The following is a 23750-nucleotide window of genomic DNA, read 5'->3' as shown; positions in this document are numbered from 1 at the left end:
GCAGAATTGGGGGAATCCATTAGCGAAAAGAAACTGCTTAAACTACAAGTGGCAGAAGAGTTTCTTACTAAAACACTCGAGGATATTCAGCAGGTTGATATTTCTATTACCCAGCTTGAAGGGCAACAGAAAGCCGCAAAAGATCGCCTGACACGTGATACGATTAAATCCCCCTATTCGGGTACTGTTCACGAGCTGAAAATGCATTCTGTTGGGGGCGTGGTTAGCGCAGGAGAGACCCTTCTGCAAATTGTGCCCGAAGAAGATAAGCTTGTTGTGGAAGTCAAGGTCCCCAACGTGCATATTGATCTCCTGGCCAATAAGAACGGCGCAAGGATCCGGTTTCCAAGTTTTAATCAACGCCTGACACCTGATCTCGCAGGAACATTGATTAGTGTTTCGGCAGATATGATCGTTGACGAAATAACAGGTCAGAATTTCTACAAAGCGCGCCTTGAGATAGATTCAAACGAGCTGGACAAGCTGAATGGCAAGAAACTGGTTCCTGGAATGCCGCTTGAGGCTTTCATCGAAACTGGAAACAGGACGATTATGTCCTATCTCATGAAACCTTTTACAGATCAGATCGTTCACGCGTTTCGCGAAAATTGAAGCCTACCGCGACCGGAAGTTTTTAGGCGCATATGCGACGGAAATTTATTTCCATGTTTTGTCCAACTTGATCAGACGACGAACATAAATTTAGAGTACGTAGATTGGCTAGGTGCGGTGCATCCTGAAGCAGACACTTGGTAAAACGACCCTTGGCAGCCCATTCATACCTGTAAGGCCTATTCGGAAAACGGATACAATGTTGTTGCTTCCCTTCTCTAAATAACGCGAAAGTCGTAGGAGAATTGAACCTGTGCAAAAATGCTGCTAATTTTTCCGTTTACGTTTATGCATTTATGTCTCTGGAGAGCAAAAGATTGCCCCTCAAATTGAAACTACGAAACGCCCCGTTATTATGGATGGTAGCATTACTTCTTGGCTTATCGGGTTGCGCAACACCAATCAAAAAAGGTCCGGATTTCAGTTACTACCTTGAGAATCCGTCACCGTACCGGCTTGTCGAGGTGATGTCCGGGAGAAGTAACGAAGAACGGCTCCATATCCTGACGGAAGCCCTCACAGCATCTGAAATACCCTACGAATTGGATCCCTTTACAATTGATGGCAAGAACGGAACAAATGCTTTTGCGGACTTGGGGCCAATCGATGCACCAACTTTAATAATAGTTGCACATTATGATCGCGTCATGGGCTCAGCGGGCGCCAATGACAACGCGTCTTGCGTTGCCTCCGTTATATCTGCATACGAAATGCTCCGTGCAGCCGGTCCTTTAAAAAACATCAATGTAAGGTTTTTGTTTCCGGATAAGGAAGAAGTCGGTTTAATCGGCACGCAAGGCTATATCAAAAACCACGGTGTCGAAAATGTTCTCGGTGTTGCCAGCTTTGAGATGTGTGGTATTGGCGACGCGTTTGGAATATGGGATCTCCGAGATAATCTCGAGAGTTCAAAGATTGTCAAGGCAATCCAACAGGCGGGCAAGGATCTTGGTGTTCACAACGAAACCCATGGGCCGGTTCCGCGATATTCCAGCGATCACCATCGGTTTTACCTAACGGGTATTCCTGCTGTCGGGGTTACAGTGTTACCAGAGGCTGACGGACAAACTCTACGAGATTATATCGCCAATCCCAATGCATTTAGGTGGATACGGACGGCCAATCGCCCGACAATTTTTCAGACATATCATTCTCCCCAGGATCTGCCGTCAACTATTGATCCCAAGGCATTGGATATGACGGCACATATTATCGTTGAAACTGCGAAGATTTTTGATCAACTTTCTGACGAAAAATAATGCTGAATATGGCTCGATTGTTATTACTTATAAGATTTTCGTTCCAGCGGAAAATACGACACGCCCTCCTATAGCAGTTTCGCTTGGACAAAAAATCTGACGACCAACATCCGTCACAAACCGTTTTCATTCGTTCGTACAGATTTTTCGATAATACCGCGGTGAAATTGCAAATCTACCTTTGAACGCATGGATCGGTTTCACTCAGCCCAATCTTAGAGGCTCTGATTATGCCGCACCTTTGCTCCTGATTGCCTGCAACGAACCTCTAATCATCTCGGCCGTAGTCGGGCGGCACTAGCCATTTGAAATCCCCTATCGTAATATTCAATAAAAAGTGACGGGAGCAGACGATTTCAAGGTAAAATGACCCTGTCTGCATCGTAGAAGGTCTATTAAGAAGAAGATTTGGTTTTATATGACAATACAGAACGCGCTAATTATCCTTGGAATAGGCCTCATACTTGCAATTATTGCCTGTTTTATCCTATCGCGAGTTTTCTACGGTGGCATATACAAATTTCACAATAATGCTGACAACCCGGAACAATTTGATCTTAACGGTATCGAAGTTGTCGATTTCAAGTCCGAAGATGGCGCAGATGTTAGGGCCTGGATAAAGCCCCCAGAAGGCGATGCGCCGGTAATCTTGTTTTTTATGGGGAATTTCGCCTCCATAGGACCATCAGTACAAACCCTGAAGCCATTTTTGGAACAGGGTTATGGCTTGGCTGCCTTGGTTTATCGGGGCTCTAGCGGATTGGAAGGAGAGCCTTCGGAAACTGCGTTTGCTGCGGACGCCCGTGCGCTCTACGATCAACTTGACAGTTTAATGGGAACACCAATTTTAAAAGCACGCCGGCTGGCCTATGGCTATAGTCTCGGCTCCGGCATCGCTGTCACTTTGGCATCAGAGCGCGACGTCGACGGCGTTATCTTGGTTGCCGCTTATAGCCGCTTCTGTGATTATTTTACGGACCGATATTATGGCCTGCCTTTTTGTTACGTGATGCATCGGGAACGCTATGATTCAATTGATCGTATCACTAAAATAAAAACACCGCTCTTAATGCTCCATGGAGAACAGGATACCGCCATACATATTCGCTTCGGCAAACGCTTGTATGAAGCAGCAAATGAGCCCAAGACTTTTATACCCTTCGAGAACGGAACGCATGTAAATTTATTTGAACAAGGGTTAGCTGACGAAGTAACGACATTCTACGATACGGTGATCAAACAACACTGACCTAGTCGCCAACCAAAAGTTCATTAAGAATTTTTCCGATTTCTCCGATAGTCGGATCAATCATCATATTAAAATGGTCACACTCAAATTCTTGAATTTCAATATTTCCCGATACCCACGTGCCCCAGCCAAGATCAGGGCCTGCGCGCAGAAATTCGATGCTGGCTTCAGCGCCCTTAAATAGCAAAACATCTCCCGTATAGTCCTTAGGTTGATATCGGTTTTCTGCAGCAAGATAAGCCTGCGTCATGCGACGACCTAAAAGTTCTTCGGGTATGGCTTCACCACTTTCCAGATAGCGTTCAATTTCGATATTTTCACTTCCGGCATACCGACCTCGCCATTTTCTTAACGGCCAATTTAGAGCAAAACGTAAACTCCAGTGTCGCGCCATCCAAATTTTTTCTAAAATTCCGATTTTATGCGGATCGATATCCGGTGCCATTGAATCAAAATAAATCAGATACCCAATTTCATGTCCTGCCTGTCGAAGCTGTTGCGCCATCTCGAATGCAATTACGCCACCTCCAGAATAACCCGCAAGGTTATAAGGACCTTCTGGTTGTTGTTTGCATAGAGCAGCGACGTAACAAGCGGCCATTTCTTCAATAGTATTGTGAATACTACTTCCCCCATCTGAGCCGAGCGCGCGCAAAGCGTAGAAAGGAAGTTTAGAATCAAGGTATCCTGATAACGAGCGGAAATTCAAAACATTTCCTCCAGCGCCATGAACGAGATACAACGGATTAACTGCTTCTGATCCTTCCTTAATTTGCACAAGAGGAGACCATTCTTGTTCTAATATCCTTCCTTTTTTCTCCACTTTCGTCTCCACAGTACCTATCGTAATATTTCCCTTTTCAATAACGACGTCTGAAAGACTCCGTAAAGTTGGGGACTGGAATAATGTCGCGAGAGGCAGGTCCGTCAGGAACTCTTTCCTAATTTTTGCAAACAGGCGGACGGCGGCCAGTGAATGCCCCCCCAAATCGAAAAAATCTGCTTCCGGTGCAGGCTGTTCGACACCAAGCAGGTTCGACCAAAGAGTCGCCATTTTTTCTTCGACTGAATTTGCATAAGATGCCGCGACGATTAGTGATTTTTCATTCTTTTTGAGAGATTTCTTACGACGTGGTTCGACGGCCTTCGACATCTCACGAATTAAATCTTTCATCGATGTCGGAGAAACAACCATCTGCCGCCCAGTCACATTGAGCACTTTGGAAAATACTATGCTAGATTCTCGTGCGCAAATACCCTGCGCAATCATCACGTCGAATAGAAGTTCAGGCGAGTTATGCCAATCAAAGGTAGTACCTTCTACGCGGCGCAATGCGAAGCCTTCAAGCACCATCAACAGCGTACCCTGTTCATCGAGGAAAACCACATCAAAGCTCGCATAACGACCAGGTGTTTCAGCCACCAATTTAGCTCGTGTGACAAACCGCCGGGGCAACGGTTTAAAGAAGCGTATACGGTCTACAGACATAGGCGCATAAAAAGCACCTTCATTGCCGACGTCGGCGAGTAAGTTGAGCCCAATTGTCGCAGCAGTATCGGTCAGACCCGGATGTGCAAAAAATACATCCAGATCTGGAAGGAAATTCTCAGCAAGCGCAAAGTCAGCTTCAATTTTTCGATCTCCGACGCGAATTTCACCCACATTATCCCACCGCGGACCGAAATCAATAAGGTTTTCCTGAGAACCCTGGCCGCTGCTCTCCGAAACTGACAAATCTGATATATTCTGCAAGTCCCGAGGAAATTTTCGGTCGGTTAACCGTTTCATCACGATCTGCGCCCGGCAATGTTCTACCAGAGGGGCTTCAGAAGAAAGTGTGCTCTGGATACGTAATTCATACCCTTGGTCATCAGGCGTCAGCGAAATAACCACGCGTGCTCGTAAATTCTCCGGAAAGATCATGGGGTTAACCAACGACAGAGTTTGTAATTCCCATTTACGCCCACCGGACACTACATCCATAGCGGCGCAAGCGATCTCAATATATGCTGTGCCGGGCAAAACCGGGATACCGCCCACGACATGTTCATTTAGAACCCATAGCGTCGTCGGGTCATAATACGCAGTAAAGCTTACGGCACCATCCTCTCCTACTTCCTTATACCCAAGTAACGGGTGGGATTCATTGGGTTGGTGTTCTATCTGATTATATACCCGCGACGCCATACCGACATCGCGCCAGACACCCCAAGAGATAGCAAGTCCATCTTCTCGCGAGGCTGCCAACGCTTCAAGAAAGCTATTTGCTGCAACATAGTCAACTTGGCCTGGAGGCGCGGTAATCACAGACGTAGATGAAAACACCGCGAAGAAATCCAAAGTTCCTGGAGGTAGAAGATTTGAAAGATGTTCGCCGCCAATTACCTTTGCCGACATTACTTGATGAGCGTCTTCGATAGTTTTTACCATCATAGGCGCATCATCCATAGTCCCAGCCCCATGAAACAAACCGTCAATACTTCCAAACTTGGCTTGGACCGTTTTAAGTGCCGCTGAGATTGCTTCGTGATCCCCAACATCCGCGCTGGCAAAAAGAACATCACCGCCTGCCGCTTCCACCTCTTTTGCTATTTCAATAGCCTGGCTTATATTTGAACCCGGTTCGCGTTTCAGCACCTTCGCCCAATCCCTTTTATCCGGCATCTCCCGCCGACCGATCAACGCAATTCGCGCTTTAGCCGTGACGCCAAGGTATTTCGTCAATTCGAGGCCTATACCGCCCATTCCACCGGTAATAACATAGCAGCCATTGACCTTCACTTTACTGGGTATGCCATTTAAAACAGGCACTTCAAGACGGGTAAAATCTTGTTGGAAACGTTTGCGCCCTCGAAACGCAATCACATCTTCAGCGGTTTCTCCATCATGCTCTTCCAATATGGAGTCCACTATCCAAGATGCTTTTTCACCTTGATCGAAATCCAGATATTGCGTGACAAGCGACGGTATTTCCCTTGGTGCGACGCGGACCGGACCAAGGAGTGTGCCTAACTCCGGACGTATAACTTTCTCACCAACAACAGAAAAAGCATTTGCGCCTATAAAACTTAGACGAACTACTTCTTCCGGATCTTCGGCTTGCAAGGCCCGGCAAAGTAAAAAAGCACTATCAAAAATATGGGATTGCTGTGTTTTACCTTGAGCTCCCATTGGCCAGCAATGGACAATATTGCCAGGTAATTCCGGTAGCGCTTTTAACAACGCTTCATAATCTTCTGCGCGATCCGCGACTATTTGAAATACGCAACCATCTTCGACAAACGACTTACCTATTCGTACGATAAAGTACTTTTCTCTGCGCTCTTTTAGTTCTTGAATAAGTGCCTCAGAAACAGCATCTTCACCTACAAACAAGAGCCAGCTTGCATCAATATTTGGTTCAGCCGGCGGAGTAGGTGCAATGTTCCAAGTTTGCGACAAAAACCAATTATCCGGATTGGCGATGCGTTCCAAATGAAATTTAGGTTCTTCGCCCTCTTCTTCATTCGTATTGACCCCTGAGCCCGGCTCAATCCAATGCCGATCTTTTGCGAAAGCATATGTTGGCAGTGGGACCCTTCTCCCGGTCGCGCCAGGTAAATCGTGCCAGTCGAGAGCTCCACCATGCGCCCAAATAGAACCAGCAGCATTGAGAGCCACTGCCATATCATTCTCGACTTCTTTTGGCGACCGACATGAGGCAATTACTGCAACAGGTTTATGTTCACCATGACTTATTTCCACAAGAGGTCCCAATGTTCTACCAGGTCCTACCTCAAGAAATATCTGCCCTGGTTTCTTTAATATAGTTTCCACGGCATCGGCAAAAAGGACAGTGTGACGGAGATGATCTACCCAATAGTCAATTGTCGAAAAATCTTCCTCTTGTGACCAACTGCCACGCAAGCTTGAAACAAACGGTATATCCGGTCGTTTAAGTTTAACGTCTGATATACCATTTCTAAAATTTTCAAGCTGATTATCTAGGATACGGCTATGAGCAGCAACGTTAATGCGAATTCGGGTCGCTTCATATTCTGTGCCCTTGAGTTGCATTTCCAAAGCATCAATTCTGTCAATGTCTCCAGAAACAACACAAAGGTCTGGCGCATTGAGAGCTGCTATATCGAGAGTGTTTCCGATCAGCTCAGATACCTTAGTAAGGGGAGCTGGAATCATGCTCATAGCGCCCGCCGCCGCCGCATCCATGACTTTTCCACGCCAAACGACGATTTTTAAAGCATCAGCAACAGACATGACATTTGCAATAACAGCACCAGCATACTCACCTGCACTATGTCCAAGAATGGCAGAGGGTGTCACACCCCAACCCTGCCACATCCTTGCGTAAGCATATTCTAGAATAAATAATGCCGGGATCGCATAGCCTGACATCTCCAATTTGCCCCGGGCATTTTCATCATCAATGGTTCGTTCGAACATGATCGAATAAAGGTCTTCGGGCGCAATGGCGGGCATAGACGCAAAGCATTCCTCGACAGCTTTCTTAAAATCCAGCGAGGTTTTGAGAAGATCTGCGCCTGCACCTGGATATTGGGCGCCTCCCCCTGGAAACATGAACACTATCTCAACTTTTGCCCCCGACGCGGAACCGGTGGCCAGCCGTGCTGGCGTTTCTTGCCACAGTGCTGCAGTTAGGTCTGTGATGTCTTTTGCAACTATGGTTCGTCGTTCAGAAAATTCTCGGCGCCCATTACGTAATGTATAAGCGGCATCCGCTAATGAAGGCATATCTGCGGAAGCAACGAACTCCCGCCATTTATCCTGTAGTCCGTCGAGCGCAATCGAGTTACGGGCGGAAAAGGGAAAAAGCCTCCAGCATTCCTCTGTATCGGTAGACGAACGTAAGGGCGCTTCTTCGATAATAGCATGGGCATTGGTCCCCCCCACACCAAGAGAGTTTATACCTGCCCGCCTTGGAGAATTACTTCGTTGCCACTCCTTACTTTGGTCAACTACATAGAAAGGACTGTTATCCATATCAAAACGGCTGTTTGGTGTTTTATAATGCAATGACGCCGGAATTACGTTGTGCCGCATGGCTTCGACAACTTTTATTAAACTCGTTGTACCTGCAGCAGTGTCTAGATGCCCGACATTGCTTTTAACCGAACCTATACCGCAAAATCCAATGCCGCCCTCTCCATAGGCCTGCGCAAGACCAGCAAGCTCTATGGGATCCCCTACAGGTGTCCCCGTACCATGGGCTTCTATATATCCGACGGTTTCTGCGGGAACACCGGCAACGGCAAGTGCTTCAGCTGCCGCCTCCGCTTGTCCATCTACACTTGGGGCAAGATATCCAGCTTTTTGCGAGCCATCATTATTTACAGCCGAACCAAGAATTACGGCCCGGATATCGTCGCCGTCTGCCAAAGCATCTTCAAGTCGACGCAACACCACTAAAGCCGCTCCTGATCCGAAAACAGTTCCTTGACTTTCCTCATCGAAGGGCCGGCAAAGTCCGTCTGGCGATTGTATTTCACCTTCTTCGAATGTATAGCCATGACGGTGCGGCAACTCAACTGTGACACCCCCGGCAATGGCCATGTCGCATTCCATTGAAAGCAAGCTAGCTGACGCTTGATGCACGGCGACAAGTGATGTGGAACACGCCGTTTGAACTGCAACGGAGGGCCCTCGTAGATTCAATAGGTAAGAGAGTCTTGTCGTCAAGAAATCCTTATCATTTCCTGTATGACGAAGAAGGAACATACCAATTTCTTCTACCAAATCAGGATTAGTTAGGAGATTAAACGGCAAATAAGCCTGCATACCGGAACCCGCGAAAACGCCAATACTCCCGTCAAACAGTTCTGGCATATGTCCAGAATCTTCCAACGCTTCCCACGCACATTCCAGAAAATGGCGGTGCTGCGGGTCAAGAATAGACGCCTCACGCGGCGAAAACCCGAAAAAACCGGCATCAAAATTCTCCATATCAGTAAGATAATTGGCCGCGCGAACATAGTTAGGATTAGACAAATCTTTGGCTGGAACGCCATCCGCCCGCATTTCCGACTCAGTAAACCACCGGGTCCCCATACGTTCGCTGTCCAAAAGTTTCCACAATTGGGCAACGTTACGTGCTGACGGAAATCGTCCGGCCATGCCGACAATTGCGATCTTTTCGGAAGACTGAATTCCTTCAATACTATTTGTCATGTTTGCACGGAACCTCCCGCCCTGCGCCTCATCTTTGTGCGGCGTGCGGCAGCTCGTTGTACTCCCCTTGCAGCTGCAGTTACCTGACTTTTCTCGTTACCAGTCCCGCTAACATGTTCAGAAAGCGATTTAATCGTCGAATATCGAAACATGTCAGTAATCGCTATTTCTTTGTTGAATTGTTGTTTCATGCGTCGCTGCACTTGAATTACCAGAAGAGAATGCCCTCCGAGATCGAAAAAATTGTCCGTGACACTGACTTCGGCCAACCCTAACGCTTCGCACCAAATTTTAGCGATCAAGACTTCAGTGTCATTGGTCTGCGTTTCTGCCGAGACAATTGACTGTGGTTGCGATTGCGGAAGCGCTTTACGGTCGATTTTCCCATTGGGTGTTTGAGGTAACGTGTCCAGTAAAACCACCTGAGAGGGCGTCATAAATTCCGGCAGAATTTTTCCGATCCTTTTACGGATATCCATCGGGTCTCCATTTAGGCCCGGTAAGATGGTTGCAAAAGCGACCAACCGTTTATCACTTTCACCACTCTCGAACACCGTCACCGCAGCGTCTTTTATTTCATCAAGCGACCCCAAGGCCGCTTCAATCTCACCTAGTTCTATCCGATGTCCGCGAATTTTGACTTGGTTATCCAAGCGACCATGAAATTCAAGACGACCATCTGGCATATGCCGGACAAGATCCCCTGTCCGATAAACCCGGCCTTCCTCTATTTCAAGAAACCGCTCTGCATTAAGTTCGGGGCGTTTCCAATACCCGTCAGCGACACCATCTCCGCCGATCCAAAGCTCTCCGGCAACACCGCTTGGTAGCGTTTGGCCATATTGATTACGGACGGTGTATATTGTATTGGCAAGTGCCTCACCCAACGGAATTGCATCGCCTATCTTTTCCAATTTAGCAACAGACGACCAAACCGCAGTCTCCGTAGTTCCGTACATATTGAGAAGAGTTCCTCGAAGGTTTGCCTTCAAATTTTGCGCAAGGGCTGGTGGGAAACCTTCCCCACCGACCATCATTACGTCTAGTTTGCTCAGAGCCGTTCGACCAGCAGCTTCTGCCACCAAAAAGGAGGCCATCGAAGGCGTACACTGAAAATGAGTTATATCATGCTCAACTATTTGCTCCGCGACGGAAGCCTGTCTTGCGACACCACCTTCAGCCAGCAAATTATTCTTCAATTCGTTGATGAAAGTTAAATGCTTTAATACCAGATCGGTATCAACTCCGAAATCAATCAAGCAGCCAATCTCATCAACACCCATCTGCGCGATATTTCGAACTAACTCCTGGCAACTTTCCGCTGTACCAAACAATCCACTTGTTTGATAATATCTCTCGAAAGCATGATCGAGCAGGGCTTCCGTTTCTTCTTCAGTTAATTCTTGCTTCTCAAATACATCCTGAGGCGTAACGCCTGTTGCGTCGGCTTTTTGCTTAAATGTAGGTGAACTCCAGGAGGCGCGTCGCAGTAAGTCGACTGAACTTCTCAAGTACTCCTTCATGGGATCGCGAACTATTTCCCGAACTTCATCTTCATCCTCTCCTACAAAGGTATGTAGCATCAACGTAACCTTGCCGTGGCCAGGGTGACCGGCTTCCCTCCATGCTACCCTATAGGCCCGAATTTTCTCAGCCACATCTTCAAATTTTTGACCTAAAAGATGCGTCAACACGTAGCATCCCTTTTTCGCTGCCGCTGCGAAGGTTTCCGGGTTCCCGGCCGCTGTCAACCAAAGTGGAATATCTCCATTAACGGGGTGCGGTAACGTAGATGTCTCGACCATCTCACCCTTATGATTGGGAAAGGGTAAACTCTCACCGCGCCAAAGGGCTCGTAATTTGTCTATACCATCCAGCATAATATCTTTACGGTCGTCAAAATTGTCTGGCTGCAAGACAAAGTCGTTAGGTTGCCAGCCGCTGGCAATGGCAATGCCGGCGCGACCATCTGAAATATTATCAATAAGCGCCCAATCTTCAGCAACACGAATTGGATGATGAAGCGGTAATACACAAGAGCCTGCACGGATATGAACGTTTTTCGTTATGCCTGCCACGGCTGCAGAGCTTACGGCCGGGTTGGGGTAAAGTCCTCCAAAAGCATGGAAATGGCGCTCTGGTGTCCATATAGCTTCAAACCCGTTTTCATCAGCAAATTTGGCGCCCTGTAACAATAACCTGTAAGCTTCGGGTCCCGTTCCTGAAACTTCAGAAGCAAAATAAAATAGACTAAAACCTGGCACAGGAGTTGTCTCTGCACCGTCGGTTTGCAAAACAATTGTAAAGCCCCGAGCGAGCGTCCAGAAAATTTCAAGAACCGAAATATCAAAAGATACGGAGGTAATTGCCAATAATCGGACGTCATCATTATGAGGAACGACAAGATCTGTTCCAGCAAAGAAATTCACAATATTTCTATGCGTCAGCATGACACCTTTTGGTATACCGGTCGAACCTGACGTGTACATGAGATATGCAAGGTCCGAGGCTTCCCCACCTGGCATCATGAATTTTTCGGATTCGGCATTGGGATAAATGATCTTCTGCGGATCCAGATGGAATTTGAATTCCGTTGCTTGGCTGGCAATAATAAGGGGCGCCTCACTGTCTTCGAGCATGAATGCTACGCGCTCTGCCGGATAAGAAGGATCAAGTGGAAGGTAGGCAGCTCCTGTCTTCAAAATTGCCAACATCGAGATAATTAAGTCAACTGAACGCTCCAAGCACAATCCAACAACCTTCCCCCGCTCTGCTCCGCGTTGGGTGAGAGCCGCAGCCAAGGAATCCGACCGTTCGTCCAATTCAGCGTAAGTTAAAACCTCCCCGTCGGCCTCCAACGCACTTTTATTTGGCGTTTTCTTTACCTGTAATTTTATGACGTCATGAATGCGGACGTCTTGCGGATACGAAATCCCCGTCAGCGCCATACCAGTATTTTCTTCTGCAGGATCCGCTAAAGGTAAGTCTTTCAGAGGAGTATCTGGCGTTCTAACAAAAGTTTCCAAAAACAAAGAAAAATCTCGTCCAATTAGTTCAAGAACTTCCTCAGTATAAAATTCTCTTTGGGCAATAAGGCGTGGTCGGGCACCAATCGCTACCACCAATTGCCTTCCTTTCAGCAACTCGTCATCACTGCCGTCTTCCTTAGTAACCACCGTGGAAAGAGCTTCAAGAACAGTATGTCGCATTGATGGCTCATGAATACGAGCAAGCAAGTCTGCACTACGAGGCCCTACTACTTCTCCATCTAATTTTGCTTGAGTAAATTGATTAAGCGTTTCTCTACCTGTCCCATTGTGATCAACGAGGAGATTTATCAGTTGATTATCGGCTATTAAAGGATGGTTGTCGCTATTCGTATCCACCGCACAAGAAATCTTTTCAGTCCCTGTTAGAAGGGAAAACCAAATCAATAAACCCGCACCGATTTGGTCAATAGTTAACGTCTCTACAACGGGGAGCGAAACACTAATAGCACCCTGTATCCCATCCCTATTTTCAGGAAATGGGGAAAGGATCGGCCGCGCCTCTAATAACTTTTGCAACCAATGATCCTCTGCCAGCGCAGCAGCATCTATTAAATCGGATTGTAATTCTTCAGTGGCTGGCAAGGTGTCATCTACCACCAATCCCAAGTCATCCGGGGACACGCGATTGCCAGCGACGTTCCGTAAATCACTTAAGACAACGTCATGATCGGCGGAGGCAATACGAACACTGGTATTTTCCAGGGAAACAATTAATCCCGGTGATCCGGATGCCGGCCCCTCTAACACTTCAAGTGCGCCTGCTAAAAACAACGATTTTCCCGTCCAGATTTTCGGAATTCCCAACGGATTTGCATATGCGTCAAAATCCAATCCGCGAACAAGTTGATCCAATAATTTCGCTGATTTGGTGAAATCCAGCGTACCAAGAAATTCTGGGCGCTTCATGCGGTCATACCAATGGCTTTCACCATTTTGCTCGATAAGCTGAACCGTTCCATTCTTCAAATCTTGGACAAGGTCTATAAAAGACGCTAGGCCGGCTTCATAGCATTTGGCATTCAACGTCATTGAAGTTTCATTTGCCGTTATGGCAACAGATCGAGATTTAAGGATCCTTCCCTCATCTGCCATATCTTTCAACTCATGCCAGCTAACTGAATGATCCGTTTCCCCTTGAATGAGAGCCCAGGAGGTTACATTTACACCCGTATATTTTGGAAGCGGTCCGTCAAAGAAGTTTATGGAGAAATACTTCGCTTGGGTCGGAAGGTGGCTTGGTGAAATATCAAAGTTGACGATACTAAAAAGATAATCGAATGCCAGACCTTCCAGATTTTCGTCATCTGGCGTATCAAAAAGACTAAGGTTTTCAGATTTCGCCCAGGCGCGGACACGTGGTTCTTGGCTGAGAATTCCCGTTATCGTACCACCGGCCAGCCGAAACTCCTCTGCGCATTGGACAAGAAGGGTTCCCTCACCAATAAATAACCCATTCATTACAATATATTTCCTCTGCCATCGCCGCCAAGTATTTACGCCGTACTCCTAACGCGAAACCTAAATGTTATCTCTTTAATAACCATTAACGAAACAAATTAATCATACTAATTTCACCTTGTTGTTTACTAGATTCTAGAAAATTTCAAATACGCTGATTATCCCCATGAATCATACGGAAAAATCCATATTTAGTCGGAGAAAAAGGCTGCCAGTATTTACCATATTACCGCAAAATCAGAGGGTGCATTATTTTTCTTCGCAGCATAATTACCCAGCACGGCAAATCCTAATACCCCTTCATCTCCTCTTCCGTAAATGGCTTGTCAGGGGGTGTTCCAAGTATCGTTTTCATAATATGGTTCATTGTATTGGGGTCATTATCAAACCCGCCATGGCTCGTGCTATTTGTTGTTTTCGTTTTTCCCTCTTCGGAATAGAAAAATGTCAGCCCTTTGGCTTTCAATCGTTTGGAATACGCTTTCATACCCAGTATTTTCTTTTCTGGCACTCGCTCCAGCGCTCTTGATACCAAACACAATAGCGATTTGCGGTAGGCATAAACAACATTATCGTCCAACTCGAGATCTTCATCCAGATTGTAAATATTGAGCTTGGGAAGTTGGGTCAATGAAGCATCCGCATTCCCCAATCGCGGTTTATATTTTTTGTTATAAAAATCCACGGTGCAGGCGGGGGCCATCAAACTGCAACTTTTAATAATATCGGGTTGTTCCAGACTATCAACAGCCGAGAGGAAATGCCCCAATAAAACCGCACCGGTACTATGTCCTGCCAGATGAATTTGCATTCTGGTACCTTTCAACGCGGTAGCGAATGTATTGATGGTATGGATCCCATCTCCGGCTTCGAAAGGAAGTCTCGCATCCCGTTTCATCTCATCCCACACCGGCGTTACCGGTGATCGGATCAAATCTTCAATTACGTTATCCGTCACATCTGTAATCTGGTCCGTAATCCAGTCAACAAACCCCTTGGTTTTGTCGTCGCTATCACCGAAGGCACGTTTAACGGCATCTGTAACTTCCTTTACAAGACCGGTATCGTACATGATATGAAACGGGTAGATGCCATTGCGTTTAAACCCTTCTTTCAATTCGGCGACCCGGTTAGCTGAGGCCTTTGGATCATTCAGCCCACCGTGAGCGTAAATCAATAAATGCTTATATCCGCCGTCTTCATCTTTCGCACGTTTCGCAATAAAATCTGCGGTTTCCTCTATATATTTCGCATTGCTCCAATAGGTACCGGTTTCCTCATACTTTCCATTATCAAGATGGACAAAATGACCGAGAATATCATTCCGCCGCGGCGCAAGTTTATTGGCTTCCGCTTCATTCACAAAAGCAGATTTTGCCCGACGACCAAAAATTTGGGGAGTCGGTAATGCTCGACGGAAAACCCAGCCATCACTGATGTTTTCTATCCAGTCGAGATATGGCCAAAGAGCAAAGCCGGAAGATCCCCAACTTCTTCCCCAGGAGTTTTGAACAATGAACCCGTTAGCGTTATATCCAACAATAGCCAAAGCATGTCCACCCCTTGGTTCCCCTGCCATTTCTATTTCTGCAAGTTTACTCCGACTTCCTTTTAAATCAATCCAGCCGTCATGGATCCGCGCAGACACGAAAATTGCGCCGGCTTCATTTATTGCGGCGTGATAATCAGCAATTTCGGGGCGAATTCGATAGTAGGCTCCTAACGTATTACGGCGCGCTGCTTTGCCCCGATTGACTGTTAAATCGTCCGGCTTGCCGTCTACATACGGCCAGTCCTCTTCCGAGCAGACGCCCATATTCTTCCAACCACGTATGGCCCCACGGCAGCTCGATCCCTCATAATCCTGCCCCGGCCACTTATCATGCCGCTTTGCCATTTCATACAGCATGCGTCGACTACTTTTAAAATGTTCCTGTCCGTCTTGTGCATACAAAATATCGATGACAGCCGCGAGACCATGTCCAGTACAGGATCCCTCTGTTTTCTGATCAACAACATTTCCCAAGCTTCGATTATCGACTTCGCTTGCGAGCTGGACAAGGGCCGGTTCGTACATTCGGTCCCTAATGTCCGGCATATCACGACGCACATTCAAAATGCGTTCTTTACCAGCAACGGTGACAATATTCGTTGTTTTCAATTTTGCCATGATAATATCCTCCCTGATACATGACCATTATATCATGCACTCAATCACTGTGCAGAATTAAACAGCGGTACGGATATGTAACTTGTTAGGAACTTTTAAGGATGAGATGTTTGAAAATAATTCTATCCCGCGATAAGACGGGGAAATAGTTACTGATCCCGGGACATCACCTCTTTTACTTTATTGGCAATTTCCTTCAAAGAGAACGGTTTTGGCAAGAAATCGATTTTGCTAACATCATAATCGAGATCTTTTCGGAACGCGTCTTCAGCATACCCTGAAATAAATATAACTTTCATATCTGGTTTCTTCGCCAAAACATTTTTAACGAGTGTCGGTCCGTCCATATTCGGCATAACCACATCTGTTATCAACAGATCAATTTCACCATCATGTTCCGCGGCAACCTCCAGTGCGGTTTCCCCGCAATCCGCCTGCAGGACATTGTATCCCTTATTCTGCAACGCCCGCACCGCGAACAATCGAACTGGATCTTCATCTTCCACTAGCAATATAGTACCTGTCCCCGTCAGGTCTCGGTGAACCTGCAACGGCGCCTCCTCCCCGGTTACCGCTTCTGCTGTGTCCATATACCGCGGCAAGAAAATATAAAATGTTGTTCCTGGTATCTCTGTATTGTTCTCAGCAAAAATAAAGCCGCCCGTTTGTTTGATAATGCCGTAAACAGTACTCAATCCCAGCCCAGTTCCCTCGCCTACTTTTTTTGTTGTAAAAAATGGTTCGAATATTTTTTCGATAACATCGTCAGGAATACCAGTCCCTGTATCGGAAACTTTAACCTGAATATAATCTCCTCGCGGTATAAGTTCATGATATTCTTTGCCCCGCTCCGTAATGGTCAGGTTCTCGGTCTCGAAAGTTAATTGTCCATCCCCAGACATAGCATCCCGACCGTTGACCGCCAGATTGATAATAACCTGTTCAAATTGCCCTCTATCAACTTTCACTAACCACAGATCTCGTGCATGCGATATTTTGAGCTGAATGGCTTCTCCTATCAAACGACGCAACAAATTGGAAAGCTCTGCCAACACATCTGTCAAATCCGTTACTTCAGGTCGCAACGTTTGCTGACGTGAGAAAGCCAATAGTTGACGGACTAGGCCGGCGGCGCGATTGGCGTTTTGTTTTATTTGATTGATATCAGAATAAGAGGGATCTCCCACTTGATGTTTCAGCATTAGCAGATCACAGAAGCCAATCATCGCCGTCAACAGATTATTAAAGTCATGAGCAATGCCGCCCGCCAATTGGCCAACTGCCTGCATTTTCTGGCTTTGTGCAAACTGAACTTCGAGATTTCTTTGAATGGACGTGTCGACGACATGAACCAGGAACCGGCCAGAATTTTCATCGCTTCCGGCGATGGCACTTATATACAAGTTTGCGGCGCGCTCGGCCCCTCCTTTTAGTTTCACTTCGATCGGGGTTGAGGCACTAGAACTAACAAAAGCCGCTTCAAGTTTATGTTGCAAATGAGGTTGATCCTCAAACTGAACGAGCTCGGTAACGTGACTACCAACTGCACTATTCAAGACTGTTTCCGTTAACGCCCGGAAAGCCGGGTTTCCTTCAATTACAACACCATCACCGTCAAGCAGGACGATTCCGATGGGCGCGGCTTCAAAGAAACGCCGGAAATGGAGTTCAGCACTTGCTACCCGCTCCCGCCATTCCTGTTCCTGTAAGAGCTCGCGGACTACCGACCTCGAACCGAGAACATTGCCAGCGTCGTCTCGGACAATAGTCTGCGTGATATGAACAGGAAGAACCGTGCTATCTCTCCGCCGCAGATCTACTTCTCCTTCAAATAGTTGACCAGCCTCTGTCAAATCCTCCATGAAAGTCAGTTGATCGTCACTATTTTGAATGATGAGGTCAGAAAAATTCATCACATCATTTACTAGTTCGTCCTGATGATACCCGAGCCACTCCGCGAAAATCCGATTGACGAATTGTATTTTGCCGTCGCCATCCAGTGAATAAAATCCAACGGGCGCATTATTAAAATACTCAGAGAGTTTTTGCCGCTCGATGCGTTCGTCTTCCTCCTGCCGATGTTGGCGGGTGGTTTCCGTTACGTACCAAATGATATTTTCAGGAATAGCTTCAATCGAATGCGCCAGAATTGACAGCCATCGTCCACTTTTCATTTGAATGTCGGTCCGCGGGCCCGATGACCCCTCATACACTGCAGTCTTCAGAATCTGGCTGACTTGGTGGGCGGCTTCCGGATCATCCGTTAAAATATCCTTGAGCGTTTTCCGTGTTCCGCGGATGGGCAAACCAAGGAGCTTCAAATAGGCGTTATTCGACGCCACATACATTCCGTCCTTTGTTGTTATGAGCCGACCTTCCGGGCTCGTCGATATAACCTCAAGAAGCAATTCAAGATTACCACTCGCCGCCCGCCGCAGACCATGAAAAATCAAATACCAAAGGCCTAACCCCATGGCGACGACGACCATCGCGCTAAGAATAATAATATTTAGCGGCCCAAGCTCTTGCCCCAAAAGAGCAGAAACGACAATAAGTGCCGCGACGAGGAAAAACGCCGCTGCCAGCTGCCGGGCATCTAGGCCGACAGAAAATCGCCTGTTCCTTGGTTGCCTGGTTTTTCTTTCCACCATTACACGGACCTACTTCTTGTATTTCTGTTTATTGAGACGCATAACATAGCCAATTATTTCAGCAACAGCCTTAAAATGCTCATAAGGTATTTCTTCATCAAGATTACATGCTTTATGTAAAGCGCGCGCTAACGGAGGATTTTCGACGATTGGTATTTTGTTCTCGTTTGCAATGTCACGTATTCTAAAGGCGATATTATCCAGCCCCTTGGCCACTACGACCGGGGCTCTTTCATCGTCCGGGCTATATTTGAGTGCAACTGCAAAGTGGGTCGGGTTGGTGATCACAACATCAGCTTCGGGAACCGCCTGCATCATACGTTGGCGGGACCTTTCCATGCGAATTGCCCGCAACCGTGATTTGATCATGGGGTCGCCTTCAGTTTGCTTATGCTCGTCCTTGATCTCCTGTTTGGTCATCCGCAATTCTTTATAGTGATTGAACCGCTGATAGATAAAATCAAGGCCGGCTATAACGCTCATCACGGCTACAACGCCTGCCAACAACAGGAGAGATTGCTCCTGTATCAATACAAGGACCTGCGGTATGTCGTACGACACAATGATCGGTAGTTCTTCCATTCTTGGTGAGACGAAAAGAAAGGCAATCCCGCCAACTAATGATATTTTCAAAATCCCCTTCAGAAATTCCATTACAGACTTCAGCGAAAACAAACGCTTCATGCCTTTTAATAAGGAGAGTTTTTCAAGCTTCGGTTTAATCCGTTCTGCAGAAAAAACCGGCCGATGTTGAACAATATTTCCCAGAAACCCGGCAAGCATCAAGACACCAATAGCAGGCCCAACCACCGACACAACGGCCCATCCAAGGTCTCCGAAAAGAGTTCCCAGATGATACCTGTCCATCGGTATAGCGTGAGGTTGCTCAACAAATTTTAGTAAGTCGAAAGTCAGGGAGTTGCCCAGTCCGGCGATGAATATCATGACAACAATTGTAATGCCAATGGTCATGAACCAATGACCAACTTCCTGTGATTTAGGTACTTGCCCTTTCTTAAAGGCATCCTCCAGTTTCTTGGCGGTCGGTTCCTCCGTTTTTTGAGCATCATCTTTATCGTCCGCCATCCGTCCCTACTCTCCCAGAAAGCGGATCAGCGCTTCCTCATAGTAGTTCAGAAACCACATCATTCCCGCTCCGATGGTAATCGATAGAATGGCAAAGGAAAGGACGATTTGCAACGGCATAGCAACGAAGAAAACCTGAACCTGTGGCATCAATCTGTTGATGAGACCAACGCCAATGTAAAAAGTCAGGCCAAATACCAGAAATGGGGACGCAATTTGAAAACCCAGTTTGAAAGACCCTTGGACGAAACTCGTTACCAGCATGCTCAAATCACCGAGTGGTGGGAGCTCTCCTACTGGAAAAATTGTATAACTGGCAAAAGTGCCCTGCAGAAACAGATAGTGCAAATCTGTAACAAAAATCATTGTCAGACCCATCATCGTCAGAAATGTACTGGTGATTGAACCTTGGGTCATTTGACCTGGATCGAAAAACTGGGCTGCCGCCAAACCGGATTGTTGCGCAATGATCGTTCCGGCCACATGCAGACTACTCAGAGCCATGCGCAAAGCCCCCCCCATTATCAAGCCAATGAGAACCTCCCCTGTCAGGAGCAAAAGCAATTCGACTGGCGTTGCTGGTTCAACAGGCATTTTGTCAGCGACAAATTGCATGACCAGAAAACTGACAGCCAATGCAATCGTCAGACGAACGCGCGGGTTGATAAATCCTTCACCAAACCCCGGCGCAGCCATAAAGGCGGTTCCAAGTCGCGTAAAGACCAGAAGAAACGCGAAAATATTAATGGTGAGAAATTCGTCGAGCATTTACACAACACCACATTTCATAGGGCAGAAATCCGTTGCGCTATTTGCTCCATGAAACCGATCATTGTCGAAATCATGAAAGGCATAAAAATTATCAATGAGAGAAACATTACGAGGATTTTAGGAACGAATGCCAACGTCATTTCCTGTATCTGCGTCAATGCTTGAATTAGAGCAACAACCAATCCAACTAACAGTGCCACGAGCATTACGGGAGCGGCTACTGCCAAAAGAACCCAAATCGCTTCTCGCGCCACATCAACGACATCTGTCGGAGTCATTTTGCTTAAATCCTTGTGCTGTATTTTACCTTACAGCCTAGATTGGCATTTTAATGATGTCTTGATAAGCCTGAATTACACGATCACGTACAGCAACGACAGTTTCCAAGGTCGCTTCTGCATTACTCACGGCTGTCACGATGTCTGCAAGGCCGGCCGTTCCCGTCGTTGCATCCAGGCTAACCTGTTCAGAAGCCACACCATTTTCGATAGCAGCGCCACCGGCATCAGCCAACATTTCGGCAAAGCTTTGTCCATTGACCATTTCGTCGGCACCAACGGTGGTCCCGGAATTATTTCCGCCGACACCATTTGCCATTGTTCTTGAATAGGCTTGTGTCGCTGATATTGCGCTTGTATCCACCATTCTCGTTTCTTTCGTTCAGTTCTTACTTAAGGATATCCAGGGTCCGCATGATCATCTTCTTAGACGCATCGATAACACCTAGATTGGCCTGATAAGACCGTTGTGTTTCTTTCATATCCATCATTTCAACCAATGAATTGACATTTGGTAGCTTAATGTAACCATCTTCGTTGGCAGCAGGGTGACTTGGCTCGAATTTCAAATCGAATTCAGATCTATCTTCGGTAATTCGCCCAACCTGAACTTTGGTGACACCGCTTTCACGATCCAATACGTTTTTAAAAGAAAGAACTTTACGTCGGTAAGGATCTTCGTTTGCTGTCTTGCCCACAGAATCCTTATTGGCCAGGTTTTCCGAAATAATCTGCATTCGCTTACCCTGGGCGTGCATGCCCGAGGCTGATATTGACATTGTTTTAAGTAAGTCCATGGCGATATATCCTCTGTTTGGCCTCTATCGACGGCCAAGGGCTGTTTTCAACATCCCTAAATTTTTCTTGTATAATGTCGTCGTCAATTCGTACTGGATCTGTGTTTCCGCGACTTTCATCATTTCTTCTTCAAGAATAACGGCATTTCCGGTCGGCGTGACTTCGCTAACATCTTTGTTGACACGCGTTTCATAATTAACGCTTTCCTTCACATGGATATGCGAGCCATTGGTTCTATTGATACGAAAGCGTTGTTCCTCTGGCTTCGCTATCATCTCTTTGAATTCAAGGGGTTTCAGGTCCTTGGCGCGGTAATTGGGCGTATCCGCATTTGCGACATTCTGCGACAGCACTTTTTGTCGTGCTGTCAGCCACTTCATGCGTTCCGTTAAGGCCGCGAATAGAGGAATTTTTTCCAAATTCATGATGCAGTTCGCTTTATCTTTGCGGTTTTTCCTGATCTTAGGCTAAGCAATGATCGTTAATATTCCGTAAAAATGCGAGAGCAACAGGTATTCAAGCAAAAAAACGCCACCATATCTGGCAGCGTTTTCCAATTATTAGACGGTTTAGTTAAAAGCGTTAGGCCGCTTCCCAAGCTTCCGGTTCATATTTTACAATACAATCTGCAAATTTTTCGATCATGGGTCCGATCTCTTCTTTTGCGGAAACCAGCATATCATCTACATGAAGCATCGTATCGACGACGGTTGCACCGCCCTCCGTTACAGCTTCCTGGGCATCTTCAATTACGCTTACAGAACGATCTTCAAGTAATTCCGCCGCGGCGAGAATTTTTGGAGCATCATCCAATAAGGCGACAGGCTTATTGTCTTCCATGAAACCGCGCATGAATCGGGCTGTTTGAGGATTTGCAGAAAGCCGGGCGACATGACGTGATCCACCCGGAATTACGACAGCGTCATAATGATGAGACATGGATGTGGAGAGATGCGCATTTGCCGGGAAGAAATGTCCCCAACCGTTACCATGCCAGCTGTTCACAACACCTTTTTCCGGGGACACGATTTTTACTTCTGCACCGGTCGTGACCAGATTTTTATGCAGGCTGGTCATGTGTGATTCTTCAAAGCCATTGGCAACAAGAATAGCAATTTTTTTACCATTCAACACATTTTCCATATCACTCATATATTCTTCCTTTTCTTTCTCTCAAGCGCGGTACGCGAGTTCAGGACATCTTGAACGCTCAAGCGCTCAACTTTTGGCGACCTCATCTTTGCTGAGATGGGTCATTTCTGTCGTCAAAGACATACATTCTAAAGCAGCTATGCAAAGAGGAGTGAAACTCCAATTTTCGATTTGCAATTTGCCGGAGAAACTCAATGGGATGAGTTATATCATCCAGCGAGCGGCAACATAATCTTTCCCTTAAGGACATGCAAGCGGATTTTAGAAACTTTTTGAGAAGCTGTGATCGTCATCAATTTTTGCACGTGAAGAGAAGGTAAATATTTTTTAACCATAGTCTAGTAGAACAAAAGTTCAACGTTCCGCAAGGTGACAAATATTATGAGCGCAAACGATCGAGAACCCATTCCAGGATCGACAGATGCAATCGCTGTTGCTATCAACTATGAAGGCACTTGTTCGAAAATTCCAAAAATTTCGGCAACCGGCAAAGGAGCTGTCGCCGAGCAGATCTTGCAATTGGCATTCGATCATGGTGTAAAGGTCCGAGAAGATTCTGATCTTGTTCAGATCTTGTCAGAAATTGAAGTCGACTGCCCCATCCCATTGGAAGCTTTCGCTGCTGTTTCAGAGATATTGTCCTATTTATACCGAAGCCAGAACAAAACGGTACCAGATCTGAGTTTTACGAATGATGAATAACGAAAATGTTGAAAGGGACATTACTGCTCTACATGCAGATATTTCCCGATATCGCCTACAAACTCAAGAAGGTTCGATGATCGATATTGCGACGCTTCCAGAAAGAGTGGTGGATATTCACCGTAGGGTTCAGATTGCTGCGCCTGATCAGAGACTGGAATTATCCCAACTCTTAAACAATGTCATTACGGCTTTGGATGATCTCTCGCGCGATGTCCAAATGCAGCACGATCTCATAACTCATAATATCGACATTCTTGACGGCCCTAGAGCGAAAGAATAGTTTTCAAATCGAACCGGGGAAGTTAGGGTAGTTCAACCGCCGAT

At 46.5% G+C, this 23750-nt stretch carries 16 protein-coding genes; 5 read left to right on the top strand and 11 right to left on the bottom strand.

The genetic code is table 11. From position 1 onward, the window contains the following. From V7723_RS10050 to V7723_RS10040, 3 genes are all read left to right on the top strand, one after another. The coding region (locus tag V7723_RS10050) for an HlyD family efflux transporter periplasmic adaptor subunit (protein WP_335684332.1) at positions 1-612 on the top strand (612 nt) is incomplete at its 5' end. A gap of 317 nt (positions 613-929) precedes the next feature. Next, positions 930-1871, top strand: coding sequence for a M28 family metallopeptidase (locus tag V7723_RS10045; protein WP_335684331.1), 942 nt, complete (start codon positions 930-932; stop codon positions 1869-1871). A gap of 418 nt (positions 1872-2289) precedes the next feature. Further along, positions 2290-3120 carry an alpha/beta hydrolase gene (locus V7723_RS10040; RefSeq protein ID WP_335684330.1) on the top strand — a complete coding sequence of 277 codons (831 nt, stop codon included), beginning with the start codon at positions 2290-2292 and terminating at the stop codon, positions 3118-3120. 1 nt (position 3121) lies between these two features. On the opposite strand, the gene V7723_RS10035 is transcribed toward V7723_RS10040, so the two are convergent. The 11 genes from V7723_RS10035 to V7723_RS09985 all read right to left on the bottom strand — a co-directional run bounded on the left by V7723_RS10035 (position 3122) and on the right by V7723_RS09985 (position 22721). Then, positions 3122-9307 carry an SDR family NAD(P)-dependent oxidoreductase gene (locus V7723_RS10035; RefSeq protein WP_335684329.1) on the bottom strand — a complete coding sequence of 2062 codons (6186 nt, stop codon included), beginning with the start codon at positions 9305-9307 and terminating at the stop codon, positions 3122-3124. Beyond that, the gene (locus V7723_RS10030; protein ID WP_335684328.1) at positions 9304-13815 is read right to left on the bottom strand and encodes a MupA/Atu3671 family FMN-dependent luciferase-like monooxygenase; all 4512 of its coding nucleotides are present in this window, start codon (positions 13813-13815) and stop codon (positions 9304-9306) included. Before V7723_RS10030 ends, V7723_RS10035 begins: the two co-directional genes overlap by 4 nt. 289 nt (positions 13816-14104) lie before the next feature. Next, positions 14105-15985 (bottom strand): C1 family peptidase, encoded by a 1881-nt coding sequence (locus V7723_RS10025; protein WP_335684327.1) that lies wholly within the window; start codon positions 15983-15985, stop codon positions 14105-14107. 149 nt (positions 15986-16134) lie between these two features. Further along, positions 16135-18636: a PAS domain S-box protein gene (locus V7723_RS10020; RefSeq protein WP_335684326.1), complete on the bottom strand. Its 2502-nt coding sequence runs from the start codon at positions 18634-18636 to the stop codon at positions 16135-16137. Between the two features lie 9 nt (positions 18637-18645). Next, positions 18646-19722 carry a flagellar biosynthesis protein FlhB gene (gene flhB, locus V7723_RS10015; RefSeq protein ID WP_335684325.1) on the bottom strand — a complete coding sequence of 359 codons (1077 nt, stop codon included), beginning with the start codon at positions 19720-19722 and terminating at the stop codon, positions 18646-18648. A gap of 6 nt (positions 19723-19728) precedes the next feature. After that, complete coding sequence (fliR, locus tag V7723_RS10010; protein WP_335684324.1) at positions 19729-20490, bottom strand: flagellar biosynthetic protein FliR; 762 nt, start codon at positions 20488-20490, stop codon at positions 19729-19731. Positions 20491-20507: 17 nt separating this feature from the next. Then, a complete protein-coding gene (gene fliQ, locus V7723_RS10005; protein WP_335684323.1) occupies positions 20508-20771 on the bottom strand; it encodes a flagellar biosynthesis protein FliQ in 264 nt (87 codons plus the stop codon). Positions 20772-20808: 37 nt separating this feature from the next. Beyond that, the gene (locus tag V7723_RS10000) at positions 20809-21138 is read right to left on the bottom strand and encodes a flagellar hook-basal body complex protein FliE (RefSeq protein WP_335684322.1); all 330 of its coding nucleotides are present in this window, start codon (positions 21136-21138) and stop codon (positions 20809-20811) included. A gap of 22 nt (positions 21139-21160) precedes the next feature. Then, positions 21161-21568 carry a flagellar basal body rod protein FlgC gene (gene flgC, locus V7723_RS09995; RefSeq protein ID WP_335684321.1) on the bottom strand — a complete coding sequence of 136 codons (408 nt, stop codon included), beginning with the start codon at positions 21566-21568 and terminating at the stop codon, positions 21161-21163. A gap of 24 nt (positions 21569-21592) precedes the next feature. After that, the gene (gene flgB / locus V7723_RS09990; protein ID WP_335684320.1) at positions 21593-21994 is read right to left on the bottom strand and encodes a flagellar basal body rod protein FlgB; all 402 of its coding nucleotides are present in this window, start codon (positions 21992-21994) and stop codon (positions 21593-21595) included. 157 nt (positions 21995-22151) lie between these two features. Then, positions 22152-22721, bottom strand: coding sequence for a DJ-1/PfpI family protein (locus V7723_RS09985; RefSeq protein WP_335684319.1), 570 nt, complete (start codon positions 22719-22721; stop codon positions 22152-22154). Between the two features lie 381 nt (positions 22722-23102). On the opposite strand from V7723_RS09985, the gene V7723_RS09980 reads away from it, so the two are divergent. Then, a complete protein-coding gene (locus V7723_RS09980) occupies positions 23103-23423 on the top strand; it encodes an EscU/YscU/HrcU family type III secretion system export apparatus switch protein (protein ID WP_335684318.1) in 321 nt (106 codons plus the stop codon). Next, positions 23413-23706 carry a hypothetical protein gene (locus V7723_RS09975; RefSeq protein WP_335684317.1) on the top strand — a complete coding sequence of 98 codons (294 nt, stop codon included), beginning with the start codon at positions 23413-23415 and terminating at the stop codon, positions 23704-23706. Before V7723_RS09980 ends, V7723_RS09975 begins: the two co-directional genes overlap by 11 nt. Positions 23707-23750 lie beyond the last annotated feature (44 nt).

It is taken from the genome of Sneathiella sp. (assembly GCF_036960985.1).
In the GTDB taxonomy this organism is placed as follows: domain Bacteria; phylum Pseudomonadota; class Alphaproteobacteria; order Sneathiellales; family Sneathiellaceae; genus Sneathiella.
Note: the sequence above shows the minus strand (reverse complement) of the source record. Positions and strands in the feature narration are given on the sequence as shown.

What these genes read in the sequence shown, in the direction of transcription:
- V7723_RS10040 (WP_335684330.1), top strand. Translation starts at nt 2,290, where the DNA reads ATGACAATACAGAACGCGCTAATTATCCTTGGAATAGGCCTCATACTT.
- V7723_RS10035 (WP_335684329.1), bottom strand. Translation starts at nt 9,307, where the DNA reads ATGACAAATAGTATTGAAGGAATTCAGTCTTCCGAAAAGATCGCAATT.
- V7723_RS10030 (WP_335684328.1), bottom strand. Translation starts at nt 13,815, where the DNA reads ATGAATGGGTTATTTATTGGTGAGGGAACCCTTCTTGTCCAATGCGCA.
- V7723_RS10025 (WP_335684327.1), bottom strand. Translation starts at nt 15,985, where the DNA reads ATGGCAAAATTGAAAACAACGAATATTGTCACCGTTGCTGGTAAAGAA.
- V7723_RS10020 (WP_335684326.1), bottom strand. Translation starts at nt 18,636, where the DNA reads ATGGTGGAAAGAAAAACCAGGCAACCAAGGAACAGGCGATTTTCTGTC.
- flhB (WP_335684325.1), bottom strand. Translation starts at nt 19,722, where the DNA reads ATGGCGGACGATAAAGATGATGCTCAAAAAACGGAGGAACCGACCGCC.
- fliR (WP_335684324.1), bottom strand. Translation starts at nt 20,490, where the DNA reads ATGCTCGACGAATTTCTCACCATTAATATTTTCGCGTTTCTTCTGGTC.
- fliQ (WP_335684323.1), bottom strand. Translation starts at nt 20,771, where the DNA reads ATGACTCCGACAGATGTCGTTGATGTGGCGCGAGAAGCGATTTGGGTT.
- V7723_RS10000 (WP_335684322.1), bottom strand. Translation starts at nt 21,138, where the DNA reads ATGGTGGATACAAGCGCAATATCAGCGACACAAGCCTATTCAAGAACA.
- flgC (WP_335684321.1), bottom strand. Translation starts at nt 21,568, where the DNA reads ATGGACTTACTTAAAACAATGTCAATATCAGCCTCGGGCATGCACGCC.
- flgB (WP_335684320.1), bottom strand. Translation starts at nt 21,994, where the DNA reads ATGAATTTGGAAAAAATTCCTCTATTCGCGGCCTTAACGGAACGCATG.
- V7723_RS09985 (WP_335684319.1), bottom strand. Translation starts at nt 22,721, where the DNA reads ATGAGTGATATGGAAAATGTGTTGAATGGTAAAAAAATTGCTATTCTT.
- V7723_RS09980 (WP_335684318.1), top strand. Translation starts at nt 23,103, where the DNA reads ATGAGCGCAAACGATCGAGAACCCATTCCAGGATCGACAGATGCAATC.
- V7723_RS09975 (WP_335684317.1), top strand. Translation starts at nt 23,413, where the DNA reads ATGATGAATAACGAAAATGTTGAAAGGGACATTACTGCTCTACATGCA.